Genomic DNA, 22,477 nt, shown 5'->3' with positions numbered 1-22,477 from the left:
TAACCGCCAGGTCAGCGACGCATGCAAGCATTTGATTCAACTCTGAAGCAGCCCGCCACGACCACTCATCCGCCTGCTTGGGGCGCCGTGTTTTCGATGGCGTTGTGTGTAGTGGTGCTGATCGCATCGGAGTTCATGCCGGTGAGCCTGCTGACTCCGATCGCTCAGGATCTGGGCGTCAGCAAGGGCCAGGCCGGACAGGCGATTTCGATTTCTGGCTTCTTCGCAGTACTGATCAGCCTGCTCAATGCACCGCTGACCGGCCATCTTGATCGCAAGAAGGTCCTGCTTGGCTTCAGCCTGCTGTTGCTGGGCTCTGCGGTAATCGTCACGTTGGCGTCCAATGGCTGGATGTTCATGGCGGGCCGTGCATTGCTGGGCGTGGCCATTGGCGGCTTCTGGTCGATGTCGACAGCCACCGTGATGAGGCTGGTGCTAAAAAAGTCCGTCGCCAGAGGCCTGGCGCTGATCAGCGGTGGTAACGCGCTGGCTGCCACGGTGGCTGCGCCGTTGGGTAGCTTCATGGGGCAGTACATCGGCTGGCGTGGCGTGTTCTTTCTGGTCACTCCGCTGGCGGCTCTGGCATTTGCCTGGCAGTGGCTAAGCCTTCCGGCCATGAGCAGTTCGCCGAACGGCAGGGCGCGCAATCCTTTTCGACTGCTGCGCAACCCGCAAGTGGCTATCGGCATGAGCGCCATTCTGTTGCTGTTCATGGGCCGGTTCGCCGTCTTCACCTATTTGCGCCCGTTTCTGGAAGACGTCACCGGCGTAAGCGTCACCACGTTGTCGCTGATGCTGCTGTTGCTGGGTGCCAGCGGGCTGGTCGGCACCTACCTGATTGGCGGTCTGCTGCAAAAACGCATCTATGCCTGCCTGATTGCCATTCCTCTGCTTGATCAGGCTGCTTTCGGCGGGCGGTTATTGACCAATCCGTAAACAAAATCGACCTTTGGTGGTAAAGAAACTCGGCCCCGGCGCTCGAAACCGTTAGGCTATGCAGCTGTATTTTTGTTTTTCGTCGAGGTAGCACCCGTGTTTTCCGAATTCGCCCTGCACGAACGCCTGCTTAAAGCTGTGGCCGAGCTTAAATTTGTCGAGCCTACGCCTGTGCAGGCGGCCGCCATTCCGCTCGCACTGCAAGGGCGCGACCTGCGGGTGACTGCGCAAACCGGCAGTGGCAAGACTGCGGCCTTTGTGTTGCCGATCCTCAACCGCCTGATCGGCCCGGCCAAAGTACGCGTCGACATTCGCGCAGTGATCCTGCTGCCGACCCGTGAGCTGGCGCAACAGACGCTCAAGGAAGTCGAGCGTTTTTCCCAGTTCACCTTCGTCAAGGCAGGTCTGATCACCGGTGGCGAGGACTTCAAGGTTCAGGCGGCGATGTTGCGCAAGGTGCCGGACATCCTGATCGGCACGCCGGGTCGTCTGCTGGAGCAGCTCAACGCAGGCAACCTCGACCTCAAGCACGTTGAAGTGCTGGTGCTGGACGAAGCCGACCGCATGCTGGACATGGGCTTTTCCGAGGATGTCGAACGTCTGGCGGGCGAATGCGCGGGTCGCGAGCAGACCATGCTGTTCTCGGCGACCACTGGCGGTGCCGGCCTGCGGGAAATGATCGGCAAGGTGCTCAAGGACCCACAGCACCTGCAAGTGAACAGTGTCAGCGAACTGGCTTCCGGCACACGCCACCAGATCATCACCGCTGACCACAACGTTCACAAAGAGCAGGTTCTGAACTGGTTGCTGGCCAACGAGACGTATCAGAAAGCAATCATCTTCACCAATACCAAGGCAATGGCCGACCGTCTGTATGGCCGTCTGGTTGCGCTGGAATACAAGGCGTTCGTGCTGCATGGCGACAAGGATCAGAAGGATCGCAAGGCCGCTATCGACCGCCTGAAGCAGGGCGGTGCGAAGATCATGGTCGCTACCGATGTGGCGGCCCGCGGTCTTGATGTCGAAGGTCTGGACATGGTGGTTAATTTCGACATGCCACGCAGCGGTGACGATTACGTTCACCGCGTCGGCCGCACAGGTCGTGCAGGCAGCGACGGCCTGGCGATCTCGCTGATCTGTCATGGCGACTGGAACCTGATGTCGAGCGTTGAGCGCTACCTCAAGCAGAGCTTCGAGCGTCGCGTCATCAAGGAAGTCAAAGGCACCTACGGCGGGCCGAAGAAGGTCAAGGCGTCGGGCAAGGCGGTAGGCGTCAAGAAGAAAAAGACCGACGCCAAGGGCGACAAGAAAAAGGTAGCGGCCAAAGGCCCTACCAAGCGCAAGACTGTCAACCGTCCCAAGTCGGATCTTGTCAGTCAGGACGGCATGGCCCCTCTGAAAAAACGCAGTACGCCGGCCCCGGCTGCCGAGTGATTGCCCTGATCGCTCCCGCGCATAGGCGGGAGCGATCCACTTCTGCATCGTCTGCCCTCATGTGTACCACCCTTCGCCACGCCGTCCGGCAGCTTCTCTGAACCGCTACATACCCCCGCAGGTCACACACTCTGAGTCGCATGCCCGTGACTGGATGTCATGGGTGATCATTCCATGCTGGACGGAGGTTTAGAGAAATGACTTACAACTGGGACCTTATCGAGCGTTTGTTGCACGAGGTGCAGAACACGGGCGCCAAATCGACATCCACCGAATTTGAGACGCTTCTGAATCGTAGCTTTATCGAACCGCTGCCTCGCGAGGAAGGCGGGGATGGCTCGACCTACATGCTGACAAAGCGCGGCTCGAGCCTGCTGTCTTTAATCGACAGCAGCATTCCGGGTAATGATCACCCGCGTCAGGTGCTGAATGAGCAGGCGGGCGATCCGCTTGATCCGGCGATCTTCGATATGATCGCTAAAAAGCCGCAGATCGCCTAAACCCGCCGACACTCAACATGTTTATCCAGGGCAGGACACAGAGCGTCCGGAACTGCATGCCCACGCGGAGCGTGGGCAAGATAACCGGGGGGGCGGATCACTTCTGCGACTTCAGGCAATCGAGTTCAGTGAAGTCCTTGCGCATGTCGGCGATCCGGCTTAGCAAGCGGGTGCGTTGTTCCGGGGTGCTCATCGCCGTGATGTCTACAATCAGCGATATCGCGGCTTTCTCGGTCTGGTCGTAGGCTTTGCGATACTCGGGCGTCCAGAAGGTCTCGCGGTCCTGCAGCAGCGCGGCGATGCGCTGCGGGAAATCGCTGGCCTGGCGCTGCTGAACAGTAGCGAGAAACAGGTTCTGCCAGCGCGTGCGGTTGTCGATCCAGGCTTTGTTCTGTTCGCCAAGCGAAGCGGACCAAGCCTGAATACGGTCTTTCTGCTCTTGGCTCAGTTTGCCGATCCAGGGCGTCAGACGTTTTTGCATGCGGTCGGCGCGTTCGGCAATCTGCCGGTCCAGAGGTTGGTCGAGGTATTTGTTTTCGCGCTTGCGCTGGTCCTTGGCAAACGACTCCTGCATCTCCTGCACTTGCTTGTCGTCAAAGCGTGAGAGCAATTCCACCGCGGACGGGGTGATCTCCTGAGAGATTTTAGAAATCGCTTCCTTGGCCTCGCGGGTGCGGGCTTCAAGCCCCTCGTAGGTCACCTGATCGTTCCTGACCATGCCTTCAAGCTTGTCCAGCCAGGCCAGATAACTCGGTAACTGGGTGCTGCAATGCCAACTCAGGTGTTCCTTGAGGCGCACATCCAGCCAGCCTTTCTGTTCCGAGTTCATGTCCAGATAGTCGCTGAGCGTCCAGGGAATGATCACGTCAAGATTGCGATACGCCAAACCTACCTGATTGCATCCGGCAAGCAGTGGTACGGTCATTAACAGCGAAATGAGGGCTTTGAAGAAAGACGGCATGACAACTCCTTGGCGTACTGACGTGCAGTAGAGGAGTGTAGCGGCTGGCAGTTCAACCGGGTTCAGCCATTAAAAGAACGAACGCACAGCCTTGATGGTAAATGTCCCGTCGCAGCGCGCATTATGACCGCTGTACACGCTGCAATCACCGCCGCTGAGGCTTGAGCCGCTGTAGATCAGGTTCATATCGATGCCCAGCCATGGCCGTGAAAGGTTCAGCGACCAGTCGTTGAAGCCGTTGATCATGCTGCCGTCGGTAGAGGCTTGCGGCATGTCGAATTGGTGATTGGCATACTGCATGCGCACGCCCACCCCCAGTCGCTCGATGGCGCCGAGGTCGACGAACACAGTACTGTCGCGGGTGCCCACGTCGTTGCTGAAGGCCGCACCGACTCGGCTGTTGAGCATGCGCAACCCGGCATAGAATTCGTGACTGTCGACCTGATCGGTGTCCGGGTAACTGTAGCGGATCATCCCCAGCTCATAGCCCAAGGTGTTATCGAACGGTTTTTTGAAGCCCATGTATGAATCGAGCTCCATGCCGGAGTCGGAAGCGAAGCCCACGTTGGGCGTCCACTGGCCGAAGTAAAAACCGCTTTCATGGGTCAGGTCCAGCCCGCCGTGAAACGAGTCCGAACCGCCGGTAGGTGTCACCAGGCCTTGCGCCATGCTGCGTGTGGGCGTAGTGGCCAGTTTCAGGTCGAACGCTCCCAAATCCCGCTCCATGACCTGGGCAGAGACGGACTTACAGACAAGCAAGGCACTGAAGGACAGCACGTATAAGCGATGGCTGAGCATGGCTCACTCCCTTGATCGGCGAGGAGTGTGGTCAGGAATGGCGTATCGAAAGTGGCCCGTAAGCCGACACAAACCGCGAGCTAGAGCGCTGCAAGGATACCGGTGAAATACTGCCGGGACGAACCGTTCGTCAGATCGCAGGTTATCGATTGGCGGTAGCCGTGTGAGTGGGTGGGATTATCAGCCCGCGAATCACCACCAGCGCCTGTTCAAACGAGGGATAGCCGCTCTTGGCGACGTCCAGTTGGGCGTACTCGGCCCGATAATGCTCGGCGAGTTTCGGGTCGCTCACGCTGAGCTGCTGGGAGAGCAGGGCAATGGCCAGTGGATGCCGATTGTTTGCTGCGGTTTTCAGCAACTGGATGATCTGCTCCTGATCGGCCTGCTGGCGAATCAGCAGCACGGCTTGGTAGAACTCGGCTTCGCCCGATGCATCGGTAGCTCCGGCGCGGCGCAGTATCGCTTCGGCCAGCTCGTAGTTTTCGCGATTGTCTTCGCTGATCAGCAGCTTGGCCTGAAGCATGTCGTTCTGGTACAGCAAATGCTCGGCCCGGCAATTGCCGTTGGAAGGCTGGCTGTCGTTGGGGCCGTTTTCGCAATTGTGCGATGCGCAGCCGCCAAGGTAGATAAGTGCGCCGAAAAGCATCCAGTTCTTCATTCGAGCATTCCACAAAGGAGACAACTTCCAGAGCGTGAACCAGCTCGTGGTCATAGTGATATCAGAGGAGAGAGTAGCAGCGTGACCGGAAGAATATCCAGCGAAGGATGGTCAATCTAGCGCCTTGAGCGTCAAGGCGCATAGAGATCGACAGGCAGGACGCAGTTTATTTTTTACCGAGATTGATCTGCTTGGACGGTGCGAAAGTCTGGCCACTCACGCCTTTGGCAATTTGCTGAATTTCGCCGCCGGACTTCAGGAAAGCCGCAATCTGCGCGTTGATCGAGTCGCTCGTTTCAACGGCTGGGGCGGGTTTGGCTTTCGAGTGGGATGCTTTGATACGCATGGCTGCCATTTACCTTCATAAACGTAATACGGCCAGCCAGAATACAGGAAATGCCCGGTCTTTGCGTGGCAAATATGCGGCCTGTCGAGTGACATATAAATGTTCTGCAGAGAAAGCGTCAGCCATCAGGTGTGCTAACTGGCTGTTTTGAATGGCAAGTTATAGGCTGGCCATTCTAACCTTGGCATAGCTGCCAGCCTTGGGGCGAGGCATAAACTGACGAGTGGAGCGCCCGCCTGTGCGTGCGCAGACACAGTGCGAACCCGGACACAAAGTCGGGTAGAATGCCGCCCACGTAATGAGGGTATCTGGAAATGGCTTTAATCGGGCGCTACAACAGCTTGCAAATCGTCAAGCACACGAACTTCGGTCTGTATCTGGACGGTGCGCAGGACGGTGAAATCCTTCTGCCCAACCGGTATATCCCCAAGGATATCCCCACCGAAGATGAGGACTGGCTGAATGTGTTCATCTATCTGGACAGCGAAGACAAGCTGATCGCCACCACTGAAAAGCCCAAGGTACAGGTTGGTGAGTTCGCCAGCCTCAAAGTGGTTGAAGTCAACAGCATCGGCGTGTTCCTCGATTGGGGCCTGCCCAAGGACTTGCTGCTGCCTTACTCCGAAGAAAAACGCACCTTGCAGGCTGGCGAGTATTGCGTGGTTCATGTCTACCTCGACAAGCACACCCGTCGCATCACCGCCACTGCACGTCTGGATCGTTACCTGGACAAGACTCCAGCGAACTACAGCGTGGGGCAGGAAGTCGATCTGCTGGTGGCCGAAGCGACCGACATGGGCTTCAAGGCGATCATCAACAACAAGCACTGGGGCCTGATTCACAAGAACGAAGTGTTCAAGTTCATGCGTGCCGGCAAGCAGGAAAAGGGCTTCATCAAGGAGATCCGCGCCGACGGCAATATCAGCCTGAGCCTGCAGCCTGTCGGGGCCGAGGCGGCAAGCAGTCTGAACTTGAAGATTCTCACCAAGCTGCGTGAGAACAACGGCTCGCTGCCAGTCAGCGATAAAAGCGACCCACAGGTCATCAGCGGACTGTTCGGCGTCAGCAAAGGCAATTTCAAGAAGGCCATTGGTGCGCTGTATAAACAAGGTCAGATCGTGATTCACGCCGATCGTATCGACCTGGTCTGATAAAACTTGCAGCCTTGACGCCTGAGCGCAGCCAATGCACCTCATGCCCAGGCCGAAAGCGTTTCTATCGAAGGATCAATTTCCATCCTTGACGGGTCATAACCCTGTGCGGCCTTTTTCAGGCCCGGAACGGCATCAAGGATTCTCATGAAAAAAATGCTTACGGCTTACCTCGGCACGCTGCTGGCGTTCCTGATTCTCGACGGGCTATGGCTTGGCGTGTTAATGGGGCCTGTCTATCGGGAATGGCTTGGGCCGCTGATGCTGGCGACACCTGTGGTCGGGCCCGCCGTGGCGTTCTATCTGCTTTACGGTGTTGGCGTGGTGGTGTTCGGCGTGATGCCTGCTGTCAGGGAACGGCGGATGAGCCGTGCCACGCTGTTCAGCGGCTTGCTGGGGCTGGTTGCCTACGGCACGTATGACCTGACCAACTGGGCGACATTACAGGGCTGGTCTGCGCAACTGGCGCTGATCGATCTAGCGTGGGGTACTGTCGTCTCCGCGCTGGCCGGTACGGCAGGCTACCTGGCGGTGCGACGCTTCGCCTGAGGACTGCGCGCAGCGATGAACGTCACTGAGGCGCGCTGTTCAGTCGCTGCTGCCATTAAAAGCAGGTCAGTTCTGCAGAAAACCGGCAAAACCCAGATTGCTGCCCTTGGGGCGCATGTCTTTGAGAAATGAGTCCTTGTCGGCGCTCAGTTCGAGGCTGACGGTCGGTTTGCGCTTGTCGGCATTGCGCACTTCAAGACCTTCCATGTGATCGCGCATGAATACAGTGGTCACTTTGAGGTGTAGCAACTGGTCTGTTTCAGGCGTGTGCAGCAGCAGATGCAGCCATTCGTACTGGCCTACCTGCAGGCGCGGCACCGGCAGGTCGAACCACCAGATATTGCGTTTCGGGTCGAGCACAGCGAAATGGGTGTTGTTGACGCCGAGCACTGCGCCGCCCAGATCCTGGTTTCTGCGTGCAATGGCCAGCTTTTTATCGAGTTTCATAGCGTTCCTGAGAATCGGTTTGTTCAGCGTGTCGGCCTTGCCGGACAACGGTGCCGCGTATTCTCGCACAAAGTCCGGCGTGCGCTCGTTTCTACGCTTGAAATGCAGGTGTGCAGGCAAGCGGACCAGCGGCGGCGTCGGTCGCGATATTCATGAAACTCTTCGTTCTCGGTGAAGGTCAACTTCTGTGTCGATTACGACAACCTATTCCAGTGCGGTCTTCAGACCCAGGAGATTTTCGATGAGCAGTACCAGCGATAAAGTCAAAGGCATGGCCAACGAAGCCGTTGGTAACGTCAAGCAGGCTGTTGGCAAGGCCACCGATAACACGAATTTGAGGGCTGAAGGCAAGGTTCAAGAGTTGAAGGGCGAGGGCCAACAGGCCAAAGGCGAAGTGAAAGACGCGATCAAGAAAGGCGTCGACAAGGCGTAAACGGAGCGTTCCCGTCGCCTTCTGCACGGGAATGAGCGACGCCGATAACGGTCATCCACGGATGGCCGTTATGCTTTCTGCCTTGCGGGACTGAAACCTTTCAAGACCTGTCCAGTCAATGTGCCATCGGTATTTGCGTATAACCTTGTGATTACACAAGGCCTGCGATGCAGAAAATGCCGGTCTTCAGGATGTTAGGTGTTCCAGTTCGGGAGCAAGAGGAAGCGCCATGATTTTCCCCCATTTGCGTAAACTGTCAGTCGGTAAAGTACTGGTGCGCACCGTCAACGAGTTTCTCGACGACGAGATGTCCACCTATGCGTCGGCACTGGCTTATCAGATGCTGTTTTCTTTGTTCCCGTTTTTGCTGTTTCTGATCGCCTTGATCGGCTTTCTGCACCTTCCGGATTTTTTCTCCTGGCTGCGCCTGCAGTCCGAGTTTCTGTTGCCACCGCAGGCGCTCGAACAGGTCAACCCGGTTATTGATCAGTTGCAGCAGTCCAAGGGCGGTCTGCTCTCGATCGGTATCGTGATCGCCTTGTGGACAGCGTCGGCTGGCGTTCGTCTGATGATGAGCGCCATGAACGCGGCCTACGATGTGGTCGAAGGTCGTCCCATCTGGAAGCGTTTTCCGCTGTCGATCCTGTACACCGTCGGCATTGCCGGCATGTTGCTGGCAGCAGCGGCTTTCATGGTGCTGGGGCCTCAGGTGATGAACTGGATTGCTGTACAGGTCGGGATGGAAGAGATCATCGTGACGCTGTGGACCATCCTGCGCTGGCCCGCGATCATTATCTTGCTGATGGTCGCCGTGGCACTGATCTACTACGTGATGCCTGACGTCAAACAAGAGTTTCGCTTTATCACACCGGGTTCGGTATTGGCTGTGGTGGTGTGGATTGTGGCTTCGCTGGCGTTTGGTTTCTACGTCAAGACCTTCGCCGACTACAACGCCATGTATGGAAGTATCGGTGCGATCATCGTGCTGTTGCTGTATTTCTACATCTCGGCCGCCGTGCTGCTGCTGGGCGCGGAAATGAATGCGGTGATCGAGCATATGTCTGCCGAGGGTAAGGAAGCGGGCGAGAAAGAGCCGGGCGACGGTCTGGGCGATGAGCAGGAAGAGGCGGGTGGCAAACAGCATGTTTCCGGGTTGGGGCGTGATCATTCCGTACCAATGCCCAAGGCTGAAGAAACCTGATGGCCATGTATGACAAGATGGCGTTTTATGCGAAGGACCAGCAGCCATGATTCGTAATATTCTCAAGATGGGCGATGAGCGTCTGTTGCGCATCGCTCCACCTGTTCCGACAGAGATGTTCGGCAGCAGCGAACTCGAAACGCTGATTGCCGACATGTTCGAAACCATGCACAGCGTGGGCGGCGTGGGCCTGGCGGCGCCGCAGATTGGTATCGATCTGCAACTGGTGATCTTCGGTTTCGAGCGCAGCGAACGCTATCCAGAAGCCGAGGCCGTCCCGCAGACAATCCTGCTCAACCCGCTGATTACCCCGCTTGGCCCGAACATGGAAGAAGGCTGGGAGGGGTGTCTTTCAGTGCCGGGGCTTCGCGGTATGGTTGATCGTTACCAAAGTATTCGTTATGAGGGTTTCGACCCGGATGGCCTGCCCATCGAGCGGGTTGCTCACGGCTTCCATGCGCGGGTTGTGCAACACGAATGCGATCACCTGATCGGACGCTTATACCCTTCGCGTATCACCGATTTCAGCAAGTTCGGCTTCATGGACGTGATGTTTCCGGACATGGACCCCAATGCTGATGAATGACAGCTTGCTGCTCCCTTCAGCCCGTCAGGCTTCCCGAGACAGCGCAATCAGCGCCTTGCTGCGGCTATAGCGCATCAATCGCTCGCCCAGTACTTGTGGCAAACGCTGCGCTGTTTCAAACCCTGTGAGCTGATAAAACCCTAGCAAGTCAGGGTGACAGAACAACCAGACTGGCCCCGAGAGTGGCAGCAGCGCCGCCTCTATCAAGCGTTTCGCCACGGATTGGCCACGCTGTGCCGGGGCGACAAAAAGCCCCGTCAGCCAGTGGCCCTCCGCCGCGGGCGAAAGGCACAAAGCCCCGACTATCTCGCCCTGCTTTGCTACCCAGATATGCCCTTTGCTGGCGGGTCGCATCGACGACTGGTGTTCGCGATAGAACTTGCCCAGCAGCGGGCGACACGTATCGGGTAACAGGCAATACTGAATTTCTGACATCGCAAGCGAACTCGCCGGCACGGAATGGAGGGGTTGCATCATACAGAGGCTCATCTCGTTACAACTAATGACCGCGTAACGATGTCGATACTGTCAGCTATGTTTTCTTTACCCGCCATTCGAGGTGAGCATGAGATCAATAACACGACTGCTGAGCTGTTCCCTGCTGGCGCTGGGGCTGCTCGGTCCGCCAGCTATGGCGGCTGAAAAAAACGCGCCGATCCAGTTCGGCGCGCTGACTTGGGAAAGCGGCAGTCTGATTACCGAGGTATTGCGCACGCTGGTCGAAAAGGGCTACGGCTACCCGACCGACACGTTGCCCGGTAGTACCGTCAGCCTCGAAACTGCGCTGGCCAAAAATGATATTCAGGTCATCGCCGAAGAGTGGGCCGGACGCAGCCCGGTATGGGTCAAGGCCGAAGCTGACGGCAAGGTTTTCGGTCTGGGCAATATCGTCAAAGGTGCGACCGAAGGCTGGTGGGTACCTGAATACGTGGTCAAGGGCGATGCTGCCAAAGGCATCAAACCGATGGCGCCGGACCTGAAGTCGGTGGCTGACCTGGCCCGTTACAAGGATGTGTTCAAAGACCCGGAGTCGCCTGACAAAGGACGTTTTCTCAACAGCCCGAGCGGCTGGACCTCCGAGATCGTCAACACCCAGAAACTCAAGGCCTATGGGCTGAGCGACAGCTTCGTCAACTTCCGTACAGGCTCGGGCGCTGCGCTGGATGCCGAGATCGGGTCGGCCATCCGCCGTGGCAAACCGGTGCTGTTCTACTACTGGTCGCCAACCCCGCTGCTGGGCAGTTACAAGCTGATCAAGCTTGAAGAACCCCCTTTCGACGCCGATGCCTGGAAAACCCTGACCGATGCCAGCAATCCTGACCCGCGTGGTTCCTCTTCGCTGGACGCCACGCTGTCTATCGGCGTGTCCGCAGCGTTCAGCAAGCAGTACCCGGAACTGGTGAGTTTCTTCAAACAAGTGGATTTCCCTATCGATCTGCTCAACCAGACGCTGGCTGAAATGAGCGAAAAACACCAGGACCCGCAAGTTGTCGCCAAGGCATTTCTCAAGCAACACCCGGATGTCTGGAAAGCCTGGCTGCCTGCCGATGTAGCAGCGCGCGTCAGTAGCGCGTTGTAAGTAGGTAAACCGGACATATGCAAGGCTCGCGCAGGGTGTGGCATACCGGGCTGGCATTGGTTGCGTGTCTGGGGCTGGATGCCCTGCGGCCGGTGAGTGCCGAAGATGTCGACGACACGGCGCTGGCACTGGTAGAGCAGCGAAATCTGGGCGAGGGGCTGGCCTGGCTGGGTTATCAGGCCGCCTCGCGTACTGCCGCTTTTGCCGCTATGGTGAAATCGGTCGGCAGGATCGAGGCCCAGACCTTGGTGCAGAACGAACTGCGCTATTTGCAGCCTGATTACCAGAGCCAGTGGGATCGCAATCTTGCGGCCTCTTACGCGCACTCATTCACTGCCGAGGAACTGCGCTCGCTCGATCAGGGCGAGAGTTCGCTATCACTGGCAAACAGCTTCAGAGTGAGAAATGCAAGAGTCATTACTGATATGAAAGCTCGATCCTCTGAACTGCTCGAACAATTTGTGGCACGCGCACTGGGCAATACTCAAATGACGCTGCAACACTGACACCTACTTAACGTTAACGACGCGAGGCAAAATCATGGACGCATTCATGCGAGCGGCATTCGAAGAGGCGCAGCGTGGGCAGGAAGAGGGTGGTATCCCGATCGGTTCGGTTATTGTCCACGACGGCAAAATCATCGGTCGTGGTCGCAATCGTCGGGTGCAAAATGCCAGTGCCACGCTGCACGGTGAAATGGACGCACTGGAAAATGCCGGTCGCCAACCTGCCAGCGTGTACAGGGAGGCGGTGCTCTACACAACGCTCTCGCCTTGCGCCATGTGCAGCGGTGCGATTCTGCTCTACGGCATTCGCAAGGTCATTGTGGGCGAGAACCAGTCTTTCATGGGCGAAGAAGACTTATTGCGCTCACGAGGGGTGCAGATCGATGTACTTGATGATGCAGCATGCAAACACATGATGCAGAACTTCATTAACAACAAGCCTGACCTGTGGAACGAAGACATCGGCGAGTAACGGCTGGTTGTCAATTGTTCCTGTACCTGCCCTGAGTACTGCGACGCTCCGAATTTAAATCGCTGACTGCGGTTTGTGCCACTAGTGTGCCGCTAACGATGATAATCTTCTCTCATTGTCCTTAGTGCATGCACACCACGGTGGTACCGTGGTCATTTTTCGGAGCCCGATATGTCGGTCCAGCAGCGCAACAACGTCAACGTTATGGGTGAGGGACCGGCCACCCTGATTTTCGCTCATGGATTTGGTTGCAATCAGCACATGTGGCGGTTCATGGCCCCGCACTTTGCAGAGCGCTTCAAGGTTGTGCTGTTTGATCTGGTGGGCAGCGGCCAGTCGGATACTTCGACCTGGTTTCCGCATAAATACGCATCACTCAAGGGCTACGCGACCGACTTGCTTGAGCTGGTGAGCGAGTATGCGGGCGCTGGCCCCGTCATTCATGTCGGGCATTCGGTCAGTTGCATGATTGCGGTACTCGCCGAGCTTGAATCCCCTGGCCGTTTCGACGGCCAGGTCATGGTCGGCCCGTCACCTCATTACCTCAACGACGGTGACTACGTCGGTGGCTTCACGCGGGCGGATGTAGACTCACTGCTGGAAACGCTCGAAAGCAATTATCTGGGTTGGGCCAGCACCATGGCGCCGACCCTCATGGGCACCTCGAACCCGCCTGAGCTGAGTGAAGAACTTGCCAGCAGCCTCTGCCGCACCAATGCCGAGATTGCCAGGCAGTTCGCCCGTGTCACCTTTCTCTCCGATCATCGTGCTGATGTCGAAAAGCTCAAGACCCGAACGCTGATCCTGCAGAGTAGCGATGACCTTGTCGTGCCAGTTCAGGTGGGTGAATACCTGCATCGGGTCATCACCGACAGCACGCTGCACATGATCGACAACGTCGGGCATTACCCGCACATGAGTGCGCCGCACGAATGCATCACTGCCATGAACCAGTTTCTGGCGTTCTACGAGAGCGCCGAACATGTCGCTTGAACAAGTGACTCTGCCGCTTACGGAAGACCTTTACGAGCACGCCGCCTGCGGGCTGGTGGTGACCCTGCCGAACGGCACCATAGAGCGTGTCAACCTGACTTTTTGCCGTTGGCTGGGGCTGGAGCGCGAGGCTGTCGTGGGTCGCCGTTTTCAGGATTTGCTGAACCTTGCCGGCAAGGTCTTTTTGCAGACCCACTGGGCACCGCTGCTGCAGAGCCAGGGCTCGATCGCCGAGGTCAAGGTCGAGCTGCTGCACGCCGATGGCCACCCGGTGCCCATGATGCTCAACGCCGTGCGCCGCGAATACCCGTCCGGGTTTCTGCATGAAGTGGCGGTGTTCCTCGCCGAAGAGCGCAACAAGTACGAGCGCGAATTGTTGGCATCGCGCAAGATGGCCGAAGAGTTGCTGCAGCAGCAGATGACGGTTCAGACCGAGCTGACTTCGGCGCGCAACCGCCTGCGTCTGGCCCATGCCGAAGCAGAGATACGCGCGATTTTTGCCGAGCAGATGATCGGTATCGTCAGCCACGACCTGCGCAACCCGTTGGCGGCCATCAAGATGGCCGCCGGCCTGCTGGAGCGTACCCCGCTGGAGTCGCGCCAGGAGCGAATTCTGGGTCACATTCACCATTCTACCGACCGTGCCGAGCGCATGATCGTCGACTTGCTGGATTTCACCCATGCCCGCGTCGGCAGCGGCATTACCGTTGTCCCTCAGCCTGTTGACCTGCATGCGCTGATCGCTAAGGGTGTCGAGGAGTTGCGTCAGGCGTTCCCCGACCGGGTCTTGACGCACCGCAGCGAAGGTGAGGGCGCCTGTGTCGCTGACCCGGACCGTTTGCTGCAGATGCTGAGCAATCTGGTGAGCAATGCCGTCAATTACGGCGCCGATCACAGTGAGGTATTGATCACATCGTCATTCGAGACGTATCTGATCAAGCTGTCAGTGCATAACGAAGGCGAGCCCATACCAATGGAAAAGGTCGATGACCTGTATGAGCCGGTGGTTCGTGTGGTCAGTGACAGCGACGAAACCCGCACGGTTGGGCTCGGGCTGTTTATCGTGCGCGAAATCGTCCGTGCGCACCTGGGAGACGTGACGGTCAATTCTTCGGCGCAGGCCGGCACGACCTTCACTGTCGCTTTTCCGCGGCCCACTGCAAAAAGCTGAAGTCTACGTAACCACGGCTACTCGTCGGGGCAATCTTCAAACAGGTCGATCCCTGGCGCACAAAGACGCGTCAGGCACGTAGAATGTCGCGCTGCGCCATTACCTCCAGGCTAGACAGGTCTTACATGCGGCATTCCATTTCAAATGATGTAGCCACGATCAGCCGTATCAGCGCGGTGCCGGCTATCCTGCAAGTCATTACCGAGTCCACTGGCCTGGGCTTCGCGGCAGTGGCGCGCGTTACCGAAGACTCCTGGACGGCCTGCGCAGTCCTCGACAACCTTAATTTCGGTTTGAAGCCCGGTGGCGAGCTGGAAGTGACCAGTACGATCTGTCACGAGATACGCTCCTCTCACAAACCGGTAGTGATTGATCACGTTGCTGACGACGAGATGTTCTGCGCGCATCACACCCCGCGTCGTTACAACTTTCAGAGCTACATATCGATACCGATTTTTCTCACGGATGGCAGCTTTTTCGGCACCATTTGCGCGCTGGACCCCAAGCCCGCCAAACTGACCGGCACGCCTATCGAGGCGATGATGGTGTCATTCGCGCGCCTTCTGGCATTGCAGATAGAGGCCGAGGAAAACATGCAGCGGGTGCAGGCCGATCTTCTGGCCGAGCGTGAGGTGGCCGAACTGCGCGATCAATTCATCGCCGTTCTGGGGCATGACCTGCGTAACCCGCTGTTTGCCATCAATGCAGGTGCCGAGCTGTTGCTGCGCCGCCCGCTGGATGACAAGACCCTGCAAGTCGTCCAGCACATCCTGACCTCGGGCCAGCGTGCTTCGCAGTTGGTCGATGACGTGCTGGATTTTGCCCGTGGTCGCATGGGGCACGGCATTCCGTTGAGTATTCACGACGCTCATGGCCTGGACAAGACGCTTGAACATGTGATCTCCGAGGTGCAGCGTGTGCATCCTGGCCGGCTGATTCGCTCGAGTATCGGAGCGCTCGAGCTTATTCGCTGCGACCATGAGCGAATCGCACAATTGCTGTCCAATCTGGTGTCCAACGCAATCTCTCATGGTTACGCCCAAAGCTCGGTCGAGGTGAATGCCGGCGTGCGCGGTGATCTGTTTGTGCTCAGCGTTGCCAACCAGGGCGAGCCGATCCCCGAGTCGATGCGTTCGCAGCTTTTCCTTCCATACTCACGGCCGATTACCAACGAACCGCAGGCCGGACTGGGCTTGGGTTTGTACATTGCCAGCGAGATAGCCCGAGCTCATGGCGGCGTGCTTGAGGTGTGCTCGACGCATGAAGGTGGCACCGTATTCACTTTCAGCATGCCGTTGAAGTCGGCCAGCGATTGCTGAAAACCAATGGCGCGGGATCGCCTGACGCCCTCTAAGGCCTCGCAGAACGCTGCGTTTGCCGATGCCTCGCTGTTCAACATCGCCGTGCTTTGACCATCTTTGTTACAAACTCTCGCACCGCTTTACTTGCTCATCGGCATCGTCGGAACGAACCTGCAGCCTCGGTTGGCATCAAAGGCCTGAGTCTCCTTCGTCGTACCCGGAGACTTCACCTGTACCCAGAGGTATGTCATGAACAGTTTTGTGCGCAATCTTGTAGGCGGTGTGCTTGTGGCGTTGTCCGGCATCAGCGCCGTTCACGCTCAGACCCTGCCCAACAGCACCCTGAATAATGGCGCCAGCAGCAACCCCTACAACAGCCCGACCAAACGCTCCAACCCCAATAGCCGTCAGGGCACGGAATCGAGTACGCCACGCGCGCCCGGCCCCAATATTGCGCCACCGGTGCGCAGGCCAACGCTGGAGAACGGCGGTATCGGTAACGGCTACCCGACGCGCCAGACCTCTCCGCGTCGCTCTGCACCGACAACCGACCCCAAACGCGGTAACTGACTCTCTGATCACGCGCCCGCCGACCGGCGCGGCACCCGTTCAATGCATTAAGGAAATGCTCATGCTTAGAAAAACCCTGATTGCGACATGGTGTACCGCTGCCATTCTGAGCCTGCCGATGACGGCCAGCGCTGCTACGCAAGAATACAAAAGCGAGCAGGGCACAGTGACGGTCAGCTCTGTGGCTGAAGGGCTGAACCATCCATGGGCGCTGGCGTTTCTTCCGGACAAACAGGGCATGCTGGTGACAGAACGATCCGGCAACCTGCGCTTGGTATCGGCTGACGGCAAGTTGTCCGGTCCGCTTTCCGGCGTGCCGGAAGTCTGGGCGCAGAAGCAGGGAGGCCTGCTCGATGTTGTGTTGTCGCCAGAATTCGCCAAGGACCGCATGGTGTACCTGACTTACTCCGAAGGCAGCGGCAAGACCCCCGCCGAGGGCGACACTGCTGGCACGGCGGCAGGTCGTGGTCGTCTTTCGGCTGACATGACCCGACTGGAAGACTTTGAAGTCATCTTCCGCCAGGAGCCCAAGCTGTCGGTCGGCAACCATTTTGGCGCGCGAATGGTCTTTGATCGCGACGGCTACCTGTTTATCGCGTTGGGCGAGAACAATAATCGACCTGCCTCACAGGATCTGGACAAGCTGCAAGGCAAGGTCGTGCGCCTTTATTCGGACGGCAGCGTGCCGAAAGACAACCCTTTTGTGGGGCAGAAAAACGTCCGGCCTGAGATATGGTCCTATGGCCATCGCAACCCACAGGGTGCAGCGCTCAACCCGTGGACCGGGACTGTATGGATCAACGAACACGGCCCCAAGGGCGGCGACGAATTGAACATTATCGAGCGGGGTCAGAATTACGGCTGGCCGCTCGCGACTCACGGTATCAATTATTCGGGTGAGCCGATCCCTGAGGCCAAGGGCAAGTTTGTCGAAGGCACCAAGGTGCCGTTTCAGGTCTGGGAAGTGTCACCGGGCATCAGCGGCATGGCGTTCTACGACCACAGCCTTATCAAGGCATGGGACCACAATCTGTTCATCGGCGCGCTGGCCACTCAAGAGTTGATCAGGCTGCAATTTGACGGCGACAAGATTGTTCATGAAGAACGACTGTTGAAAGACATGAAGCAGCGTATTCGAGACGTGCGTCAGGGGCCGGACGGTTATTTGTATGTGTTGACCGATGAAGATGATGGCAGCGTACTGAAGGTCGGGCTGGCTAAATAATAACTCATGATGATTAAGTAATAGAACGCTAAGGCTTTAACTGAAAATTCCCACAATAACGTGGGAATTTTCTTATCTGTTCTGTAGGCAACTAGAAGATCGCTGGATCAATGGTCTTCTGCGTCACGAACTACTTTGCCGGTTTTGGCATCAACATCGTAGTTCCATTCAACACGGTTAGGGCCCTTCAGTTCGATCTGGTAGACAAGCTGGCCAGTGATGGTTTTGTCCAGCTCGGTATCATGGATCGTGAAGCCTGGGTGTGCTGCGAGGGCCTGTTTGTTGAACTGTTCAAAGTCGCCCACTGTGCCAGCCTTGTGCAGGCGTACTACTTCATCGGGGCCGATATCGGCTTGGGCAACACCGGCAGCCGCAGTGAGGGCGGCGGCAGCGAAGAGGGCAGGCATAAATTTCATAAGGTATTCCTTCTGATTGATCTGTTTTTAATTGATTCATGACGCGCTGATTCGTTCAGCGGTTTTGTTGCGTCCAGATTAGCCATACTTACTTAATTCACGCTTAATTATTCTGCCGCGTATCATTTGTGGCGTCCGTGTTTGTTGCCTATTGTGTCAGCCACGTTTTCAGTGCCCTTTGTTTATAGTCGATCGCCACGTAAAGGTTGAAAAAAACCGGCAGTGAACGTAAAAGGTTGCCCCCTGCCGGAAGGTGCATCGCGTCTGTCCAGGCGCTGTCCTTGCGGAGTCTTATCGATGAGTGCGTCCAACCGACCTGCCGTGCGTTACGCCTGGCATCTGCTGCCTTTGGGCATGGCCGTCGCGTCGCCGTTGCTGGCGGCCGAGCCGATCAGTCTGGAGGCAGTCAATGTGACCGGCTTCAGCGAGCAGGACAGTACTTCCGATTACAGGGCCGGCAGGGCCTCGGTCGGCGGGTTTGAGCAGGCATCATTGCTGGACACGCCTGCGTCGGTTTCGGTGTTCACCGAAGCGCTGATCAAGGACCGTCAGGCAAAACTGCTGAGTGATGTGCTGCGCAACGACGCCTCGGTGGGCGACGGGTACGCGCCGGTGGGGTATTACGAAAATTTCGTGGTGCGCGGTTTTTCGCTGAATGCGGCCAACAGTTATCGCATCAATGGCCGGAGCATTGCCGGTGAACAGAACGTGGCGCTGGAGAACAAGCAGCAGGTCGAATTGCTAAAGGGTTTGTCTGGCCTGCAAAGTGGCGTTTCAGAGCCAGGCGGAGTCATCAACTACCAGACCAAACGGGCGCAGGATGTTCGCTCCGTAACGGTCTCGACCAATGAGCACGGTGAGCGTTACCTCGCGACCGACGTCGGTGGCTGGTTCGGCAGTGAGCAGCAGTTCGGCTTGCGCGCGAATCTGGCGCATGAGGATATTCGTTCCTACGTGCAGCACGCCGACGGTCAGCGTGACTTCGCTTCGCTGGCCTTCGACTGGAACATCAGCGAACGCGCCTTGCTGCAACTGGACGTCGAATACCAGAACAAGGAACAGCGTTCGGTGCCCGGTTATCAACTGTTGGGCGGTACAACGCTGCCCCATGATGCCTCGCCACGCAAACTGCTGGGCTATCAGAACTGGTCCAGTCCGGTGGGTATGGAATCGCTGAACATGAACGGGCGCTTCGAATACCAGTTCAACGACAGCTGGAAGGGCAGTCTCAGCGCAACGCGCAGCCGGGTGGTGATCGATGACTACAGCGCCTTTGCCTGGGGTTGCTATGGTTCGGCCAGTTGTGCGGCTGAGGCGGTGCCCAACCACTTCAGCGCCGAGGGGGGTTATGACATCTATGATTTCCGCAGCCCTGACGATACGCGTCGCAATGACGAGATCGAGGCGGCCATGTCCGGAGTGTTCAGCACCGGTTCGCTGGCGCATCAACTGACCTTCGGCAGCAGCGCCTACCGCCGAACCGTGGACACGCGCGGAACCTTCAACGAGCTTGTGGGCTCTGGCAACATCAATCAATCGTCAGTGCCGGTCGAACCGTCCGGCCTGCCACTGCCGCACACCGAGCGGCGTCTGGACAGCCGCCAGTACGGGCTTTTTGTCATTGACCGGATAAGCTTCGACGAGCATTGGCAAACCGTGCTGGGCGGGCGCCAGGTGCGGCTCGACGAGCAGGCGTTTGCCGAGGACGGCAGCGAAGCGCGCCACACCGAGCGCTATGTGTTCCTGCCGCAGGCGGCGCTGATCTACAAACCGGTCGACAATGTTTCGCTCTACACGAGCTACAGCAAGGGCCTTTCGCTGGGCGGGACAGCGGCGTGGTTCACCACCAACGCCAGCGAAATCCTCGCGCCGACTGTATCGCGGCAGCTGGAGGCGGGCATCAAGTACGACTGGCAACGCATGAGCCTGACTGCTGCGCTGTTTCAGGCCCGTCAGGCTTATCAGTATTCCCGGCCCAATGACGACGGCACGTTTACCTACGTCCAGCAGGGCGAGCAGAAAAACACCGGGCTGGAGCTTGGCGCGAGTGGCTGGCTGACCGAGCGCCTGCAGATTTCAGCCAGCGCAGCGGCCATCCGGTCCAGAGTCGACAGCAGTGGTACTGAGGCCTATGAAGGTCATCAAACGCTCAACGTGCCTGAGTACCGGGGTACGCTGCAAGCCGATTACAGTCTGCCGATTCGCGGCCTGGCGTTGCTCGGCGGAGTGCAGTACAGCGCCAGCAAATACGCTGACCGTGAAGGCTCGGTACAGGTCAGCGACTACGCGCTGTTCAACATCGGCAGTCGGTACAGCACCAAGGTGAGCGGGTATGACACCGTGCTGCGCCTTACCATCGACAACCTGTTCGACAAGCGCTACTGGCGCGATGCAGGCGAGTACCTGGGCGACGACTATCTGTTCATGGGCGCCCCCAGAACCGCCAGGCTGTCTGCGTCGATCAATTTCTAAGCCTTGTATGTGCGGAGGCATGGGCTGAGGCCCGCACCGGAACTTCGCGGCACACACGCTTGCAAGCTTTGCTATTCTTCGCGCCCTGTGAGCGCCATGCGCTCTTTTCAGCCATGTTTCGGGGTCTTCATGACGGCCATCGTTCAATCCGCTCCCCAACCCTTGAGCAAAGCCGATTACAAGACCCTGAGCCTTGCAGCACTGGGCGGGGCACTGGAAATCTACGACTTCATCATCTTCGTATTTTTCGCGCTGACCCTCAGCCAGCTGTTTTTCCCGCCTGACATGCCGGAGTGGCTCCGCCTGCTGCAAAGCTTCGGGATCTTCGTGACCGGTTATCTTGCCCGGCCGCTTGGCGGAATAATGATGGCGCATTTTGCCGACCGCCTGGGACGCAAACGGGTATTCAGCCTCAGCATCCTCATGATGGCGCTGCCTTGCCTGTTGATCGGCATCATGCCCACCTACGCACAGATAGGCTATTGGGCACCCGTAGTGTTGTTGGCATTGCGTATCCTGCAAGGCGCGGCGGTCGGTGGCGAAGTGCCTAGTGCCTGGGCCTTCGTGGCGGAACACGCGCCCACGGGGCATCGGGGTTATGCACTCGGGGTGCTGCAGGCGGGCCTGACCTTCGGGTATCTGCTCGGTGCGTTGACCGCAACCTGGCTGGCGCGGGTCTTCAGCCCCGCAGAAATTCTCGAGTGGGCCTGGCGTATCCCTTTTTTGTTAGGGGGCGTATTTGGAGTGGTGGGTGTCTGGCTCCGTCGCTGGTTGAGTGAAACGCCGGTGTTCATGGCCATGCATGCCCAGCGTGAAGGCATGACAGAACTGCCGCTGAGCCAGGTCTTGCGCAACCACCGACGCTCCCTGCTGCCCGCCGCACTGCTGACCTTCGTGCTGACTTCTGCAGTGGTCATATTGGTAGTCATTACCCCTACTGTCATGCAACAGCGTTTTGCTATCAGCGCAAGCCAGACATTCGCCCTCAGCGCTCTGGGCATCGTCTTTCTCAATATTGGCTGCGTGCTGGCCGGCATGCTGGTCGATCGTATCGGTGCCTGGCGCGGGGTGATGATCTACAGCCTGCTGCTGCCTGTGGGGATCGGCGTGCTTTACGCAAGCCTCATCCAGAATTGGCTGCCACTGGGTATCGCCTACGCCATTGCCGGCCTCGGTTGTGGAATCGTCGGTGTGGTGCCCTCGGTAATGGTCGGACTGTTCCCTGCTCACATCCGTGTATCGGGTATTTCCTTCACTTACAACATCGCCTACGCCTTCTGGGCAAGTATCACGCCGCTGATGCTCATCGCGTTGATGCCCTGGAATCTGTGGATCTGCGTGCTGTTCAGTCTGATCATGGGCATTGTGGGGCTGGTCACTGCTGCAGTGTTCGGGCTGCATCATGGAACCTGGGTAGATGACTCCGCAAGCTGCAACGCCCGATAAAAGCAGGCGAATTAGCGACAGTCTTGGCGTCCGCTTGAACATGTGACGCCAACTGCTCTCCTTCGTGAGAGTAGTCGTCACATAACAGATATCAACAACGTTACGTCTCAATCGTTATTCAATTGTAACAACTGATTGTAATTCCGAGTGCTCAAGTCTATCTTGCGCCTGTCTATTTACGCATGTTTCCAAATGGCTGTAGTGCAGAATCGGTACAGTAAGGATTTACTTGTACTGGCTGCTTTTTCACGACGTCTATAAGTGTGCTCGTAGTCATTATGCTTGGTGTTATGTAGGAGCTTTCTTTGTTGTATGGCTGCTTGTAA

General features: G+C 57.7%; 24 protein-coding genes and 1 pseudogene. 18 read left to right on the top strand and 7 right to left on the bottom strand.

Going from position 1 to position 22,477, the window contains the following annotated elements; translation table 11 throughout:
* Positions 1–21: 21 nt before the first annotated feature.
* From I9H09_RS17740 to I9H09_RS17730, 3 genes and pseudogenes are all read left to right on the top strand, one after another.
* Positions 22–894 (top strand): annotated as a pseudogene (locus tag I9H09_RS17740) (MFS transporter); the annotation flags it as partial.
* A 138-nt stretch (positions 895–1,032) separates the two neighbouring features.
* Entirely contained in the window at positions 1,033–2,370 is a 1,338-nt protein-coding gene (locus I9H09_RS17735) for a DEAD/DEAH box helicase (protein ID WP_005889507.1), read from the top strand.
* Positions 2,371–2,567: 197 nt separating this feature from the next.
* Positions 2,568–2,870, top strand: coding sequence for a hypothetical protein (locus tag I9H09_RS17730; protein ID WP_024669973.1), 303 nt, complete (start codon positions 2,568–2,570; stop codon positions 2,868–2,870).
* Positions 2,871–2,967: 97 nt separating this feature from the next.
* On the opposite strand, the gene I9H09_RS17725 is transcribed toward I9H09_RS17730, so the two are convergent.
* The 4 genes from I9H09_RS17725 to I9H09_RS17710 all read right to left on the bottom strand — a co-directional run bounded on the left by I9H09_RS17725 (position 2,968) and on the right by I9H09_RS17710 (position 5,642).
* Positions 2,968–3,831, bottom strand: coding sequence for a DUF6279 family lipoprotein (locus I9H09_RS17725; RefSeq protein WP_122346740.1), 864 nt, complete (start codon positions 3,829–3,831; stop codon positions 2,968–2,970).
* Positions 3,832–3,900: 69 nt separating this feature from the next.
* Positions 3,901–4,629, bottom strand: coding sequence for a TorF family putative porin (locus tag I9H09_RS17720; RefSeq protein ID WP_122346741.1), 729 nt, complete (start codon positions 4,627–4,629; stop codon positions 3,901–3,903).
* Positions 4,630–4,771: 142 nt separating this feature from the next.
* Positions 4,772–5,287, bottom strand: a complete 516-nt coding sequence (locus tag I9H09_RS17715) for a hypothetical protein (RefSeq protein WP_183142417.1) — start codon at positions 5,285–5,287, stop codon at positions 4,772–4,774.
* Positions 5,288–5,453: 166 nt separating this feature from the next.
* Complete coding sequence (locus I9H09_RS17710; RefSeq protein WP_002554403.1) at positions 5,454–5,642, bottom strand: hypothetical protein; 189 nt, start codon at positions 5,640–5,642, stop codon at positions 5,454–5,456.
* Positions 5,643–5,947: 305 nt separating this feature from the next.
* Between I9H09_RS17710 and I9H09_RS17705 the strand changes: the two genes are divergently transcribed.
* Together I9H09_RS17705 and I9H09_RS17700 are read left to right on the top strand one after the other, a co-directional pair.
* Positions 5,948–6,784: a CvfB family protein gene (locus I9H09_RS17705; RefSeq protein WP_122346742.1), complete on the top strand. Its 837-nt coding sequence runs from the start codon at positions 5,948–5,950 to the stop codon at positions 6,782–6,784.
* Positions 6,785–6,931: 147 nt separating this feature from the next.
* A complete protein-coding gene (locus I9H09_RS17700) occupies positions 6,932–7,333 on the top strand; it encodes a DUF2177 family protein (protein ID WP_122346743.1) in 402 nt (133 codons plus the stop codon).
* A 66-nt stretch (positions 7,334–7,399) separates the two neighbouring features.
* Here I9H09_RS17700 and I9H09_RS17695 read toward each other — a convergent pair whose 3' ends face one another.
* Positions 7,400–7,780 carry a hypothetical protein gene (locus I9H09_RS17695; protein WP_005889521.1) on the bottom strand — a complete coding sequence of 127 codons (381 nt, stop codon included), beginning with the start codon at positions 7,778–7,780 and terminating at the stop codon, positions 7,400–7,402.
* A 241-nt stretch (positions 7,781–8,021) separates the two neighbouring features.
* Between I9H09_RS17695 and I9H09_RS17690 the strand changes: the two genes are divergently transcribed.
* From I9H09_RS17690 to def, 3 genes are all read left to right on the top strand, one after another.
* Positions 8,022–8,213, top strand: coding sequence for a CsbD family protein (locus I9H09_RS17690; RefSeq protein WP_005889522.1), 192 nt, complete (start codon positions 8,022–8,024; stop codon positions 8,211–8,213).
* A 229-nt stretch (positions 8,214–8,442) separates the two neighbouring features.
* Positions 8,443–9,414: a YihY/virulence factor BrkB family protein gene (locus tag I9H09_RS17685; protein ID WP_236502377.1), complete on the top strand. Its 972-nt coding sequence runs from the start codon at positions 8,443–8,445 to the stop codon at positions 9,412–9,414.
* A 46-nt stretch (positions 9,415–9,460) separates the two neighbouring features.
* Positions 9,461–10,000: a peptide deformylase gene (gene def, locus I9H09_RS17680; protein ID WP_024669969.1), complete on the top strand. Its 540-nt coding sequence runs from the start codon at positions 9,461–9,463 to the stop codon at positions 9,998–10,000.
* 24 nt (positions 10,001–10,024) lie between these two features.
* Here the strand turns inward: def and I9H09_RS17675 are convergent, their stop codons facing one another.
* The gene (locus I9H09_RS17675; protein WP_042932212.1) at positions 10,025–10,435 is read right to left on the bottom strand and encodes a GNAT family N-acetyltransferase; all 411 of its coding nucleotides are present in this window, start codon (positions 10,433–10,435) and stop codon (positions 10,025–10,027) included.
* Between the two features lie 130 nt (positions 10,436–10,565).
* On the opposite strand from I9H09_RS17675, the gene I9H09_RS17670 reads away from it, so the two are divergent.
* From I9H09_RS17670 to I9H09_RS17635, 8 genes are all read left to right on the top strand, one after another.
* Complete coding sequence (locus I9H09_RS17670) at positions 10,566–11,579, top strand: ABC transporter substrate-binding protein (protein ID WP_122323974.1); 1,014 nt, start codon at positions 10,566–10,568, stop codon at positions 11,577–11,579.
* Positions 11,580–11,596: 17 nt separating this feature from the next.
* A complete protein-coding gene (locus I9H09_RS17665) occupies positions 11,597–12,085 on the top strand; it encodes a hypothetical protein (protein WP_236502376.1) in 489 nt (162 codons plus the stop codon).
* Positions 12,086–12,119: 34 nt separating this feature from the next.
* Positions 12,120–12,557: a nucleoside deaminase gene (locus I9H09_RS17660; RefSeq protein ID WP_024669965.1), complete on the top strand. Its 438-nt coding sequence runs from the start codon at positions 12,120–12,122 to the stop codon at positions 12,555–12,557.
* Positions 12,558–12,728: 171 nt separating this feature from the next.
* A complete protein-coding gene (locus I9H09_RS17655; protein WP_122323972.1) occupies positions 12,729–13,550 on the top strand; it encodes an alpha/beta fold hydrolase in 822 nt (273 codons plus the stop codon).
* The gene (locus I9H09_RS17650) at positions 13,540–14,721 is read left to right on the top strand and encodes a PAS domain-containing sensor histidine kinase (RefSeq protein WP_122323970.1); all 1,182 of its coding nucleotides are present in this window, start codon (positions 13,540–13,542) and stop codon (positions 14,719–14,721) included. Before I9H09_RS17655 ends, I9H09_RS17650 begins: the two co-directional genes overlap by 11 nt.
* Positions 14,722–14,846: 125 nt before the next feature.
* Complete coding sequence (locus tag I9H09_RS17645) at positions 14,847–16,040, top strand: GAF domain-containing sensor histidine kinase (RefSeq protein WP_122346744.1); 1,194 nt, start codon at positions 14,847–14,849, stop codon at positions 16,038–16,040.
* Between the two features lie 231 nt (positions 16,041–16,271).
* Complete coding sequence (locus I9H09_RS17640; RefSeq protein ID WP_122323966.1) at positions 16,272–16,592, top strand: hypothetical protein; 321 nt, start codon at positions 16,272–16,274, stop codon at positions 16,590–16,592.
* A 61-nt stretch (positions 16,593–16,653) separates the two neighbouring features.
* On the top strand, positions 16,654–17,817 hold the full coding sequence (locus tag I9H09_RS17635) for a PQQ-dependent sugar dehydrogenase (protein WP_122346745.1): 1,164 nt from the start codon (positions 16,654–16,656) through the stop codon (positions 17,815–17,817).
* A 107-nt stretch (positions 17,818–17,924) separates the two neighbouring features.
* Here the strand turns inward: I9H09_RS17635 and I9H09_RS17630 are convergent, their stop codons facing one another.
* A complete protein-coding gene (locus tag I9H09_RS17630) occupies positions 17,925–18,233 on the bottom strand; it encodes a PepSY domain-containing protein (protein ID WP_024669961.1) in 309 nt (102 codons plus the stop codon).
* 297 nt (positions 18,234–18,530) lie between these two features.
* Between I9H09_RS17630 and I9H09_RS17625 the strand changes: the two genes are divergently transcribed.
* On the top strand, positions 18,531–20,705 hold the full coding sequence (locus I9H09_RS17625; RefSeq protein ID WP_122323964.1) for a TonB-dependent siderophore receptor: 2,175 nt from the start codon (positions 18,531–18,533) through the stop codon (positions 20,703–20,705).
* 129 nt (positions 20,706–20,834) lie between these two features.
* Positions 20,835–22,151, top strand: a complete 1,317-nt coding sequence (locus tag I9H09_RS17620) for an MFS transporter (RefSeq protein WP_236502375.1) — start codon at positions 20,835–20,837, stop codon at positions 22,149–22,151.
* Positions 22,152–22,477: the final 326 nt, after the last annotated feature.

The sequence above is a fragment of the Pseudomonas tremae genome, from assembly GCF_023278125.1.
Taxonomy (GTDB): domain Bacteria; phylum Pseudomonadota; class Gammaproteobacteria; order Pseudomonadales; family Pseudomonadaceae; genus Aquipseudomonas; species Aquipseudomonas tremae.
The sequence above is the reverse complement of the archived record's forward strand: the minus strand, read 5'-3'. Positions and strand labels throughout refer to the sequence as shown.

What these genes read in the sequence shown, in the direction of transcription:
- I9H09_RS17690 (WP_005889522.1), top strand. Translation starts at nt 8,022, where the DNA reads ATGAGCAGTACCAGCGATAAAGTCAAAGGCATGGCCAACGAAGCCGTT.
- I9H09_RS17665 (WP_236502376.1), top strand. Translation starts at nt 11,597, where the DNA reads ATGCAAGGCTCGCGCAGGGTGTGGCATACCGGGCTGGCATTGGTTGCG.
- I9H09_RS17620 (WP_236502375.1), top strand. Translation starts at nt 20,835, where the DNA reads ATGACGGCCATCGTTCAATCCGCTCCCCAACCCTTGAGCAAAGCCGAT.
- I9H09_RS17675 (WP_042932212.1), bottom strand. Translation starts at nt 10,435, where the DNA reads ATGTCAGAAATTCAGTATTGCCTGTTACCCGATACGTGTCGCCCGCTG.
- I9H09_RS17660 (WP_024669965.1), top strand. Translation starts at nt 12,120, where the DNA reads ATGGACGCATTCATGCGAGCGGCATTCGAAGAGGCGCAGCGTGGGCAG.
- I9H09_RS17655 (WP_122323972.1), top strand. Translation starts at nt 12,729, where the DNA reads ATGTCGGTCCAGCAGCGCAACAACGTCAACGTTATGGGTGAGGGACCG.
- I9H09_RS17705 (WP_122346742.1), top strand. Translation starts at nt 5,948, where the DNA reads ATGGCTTTAATCGGGCGCTACAACAGCTTGCAAATCGTCAAGCACACG.
- I9H09_RS17710 (WP_002554403.1), bottom strand. Translation starts at nt 5,642, where the DNA reads ATGGCAGCCATGCGTATCAAAGCATCCCACTCGAAAGCCAAACCCGCC.
- I9H09_RS17625 (WP_122323964.1), top strand. Translation starts at nt 18,531, where the DNA reads ATGAGTGCGTCCAACCGACCTGCCGTGCGTTACGCCTGGCATCTGCTG.
- I9H09_RS17635 (WP_122346745.1), top strand. Translation starts at nt 16,654, where the DNA reads ATGCTTAGAAAAACCCTGATTGCGACATGGTGTACCGCTGCCATTCTG.
- def (WP_024669969.1), top strand. Translation starts at nt 9,461, where the DNA reads ATGATTCGTAATATTCTCAAGATGGGCGATGAGCGTCTGTTGCGCATC.
- I9H09_RS17720 (WP_122346741.1), bottom strand. Translation starts at nt 4,629, where the DNA reads ATGCTCAGCCATCGCTTATACGTGCTGTCCTTCAGTGCCTTGCTTGTC.
- I9H09_RS17650 (WP_122323970.1), top strand. Translation starts at nt 13,540, where the DNA reads ATGTCGCTTGAACAAGTGACTCTGCCGCTTACGGAAGACCTTTACGAG.
- I9H09_RS17645 (WP_122346744.1), top strand. Translation starts at nt 14,847, where the DNA reads ATGCGGCATTCCATTTCAAATGATGTAGCCACGATCAGCCGTATCAGC.
- I9H09_RS17725 (WP_122346740.1), bottom strand. Translation starts at nt 3,831, where the DNA reads ATGCCGTCTTTCTTCAAAGCCCTCATTTCGCTGTTAATGACCGTACCA.
- I9H09_RS17685 (WP_236502377.1), top strand. Translation starts at nt 8,443, where the DNA reads ATGATTTTCCCCCATTTGCGTAAACTGTCAGTCGGTAAAGTACTGGTG.
- I9H09_RS17630 (WP_024669961.1), bottom strand. Translation starts at nt 18,233, where the DNA reads ATGAAATTTATGCCTGCCCTCTTCGCTGCCGCCGCCCTCACTGCGGCT.
- I9H09_RS17730 (WP_024669973.1), top strand. Translation starts at nt 2,568, where the DNA reads ATGACTTACAACTGGGACCTTATCGAGCGTTTGTTGCACGAGGTGCAG.
- I9H09_RS17640 (WP_122323966.1), top strand. Translation starts at nt 16,272, where the DNA reads ATGAACAGTTTTGTGCGCAATCTTGTAGGCGGTGTGCTTGTGGCGTTG.
- I9H09_RS17695 (WP_005889521.1), bottom strand. Translation starts at nt 7,780, where the DNA reads ATGAAACTCGATAAAAAGCTGGCCATTGCACGCAGAAACCAGGATCTG.
- I9H09_RS17670 (WP_122323974.1), top strand. Translation starts at nt 10,566, where the DNA reads ATGAGATCAATAACACGACTGCTGAGCTGTTCCCTGCTGGCGCTGGGG.
- I9H09_RS17715 (WP_183142417.1), bottom strand. Translation starts at nt 5,287, where the DNA reads ATGAAGAACTGGATGCTTTTCGGCGCACTTATCTACCTTGGCGGCTGC.
- I9H09_RS17700 (WP_122346743.1), top strand. Translation starts at nt 6,932, where the DNA reads ATGAAAAAAATGCTTACGGCTTACCTCGGCACGCTGCTGGCGTTCCTG.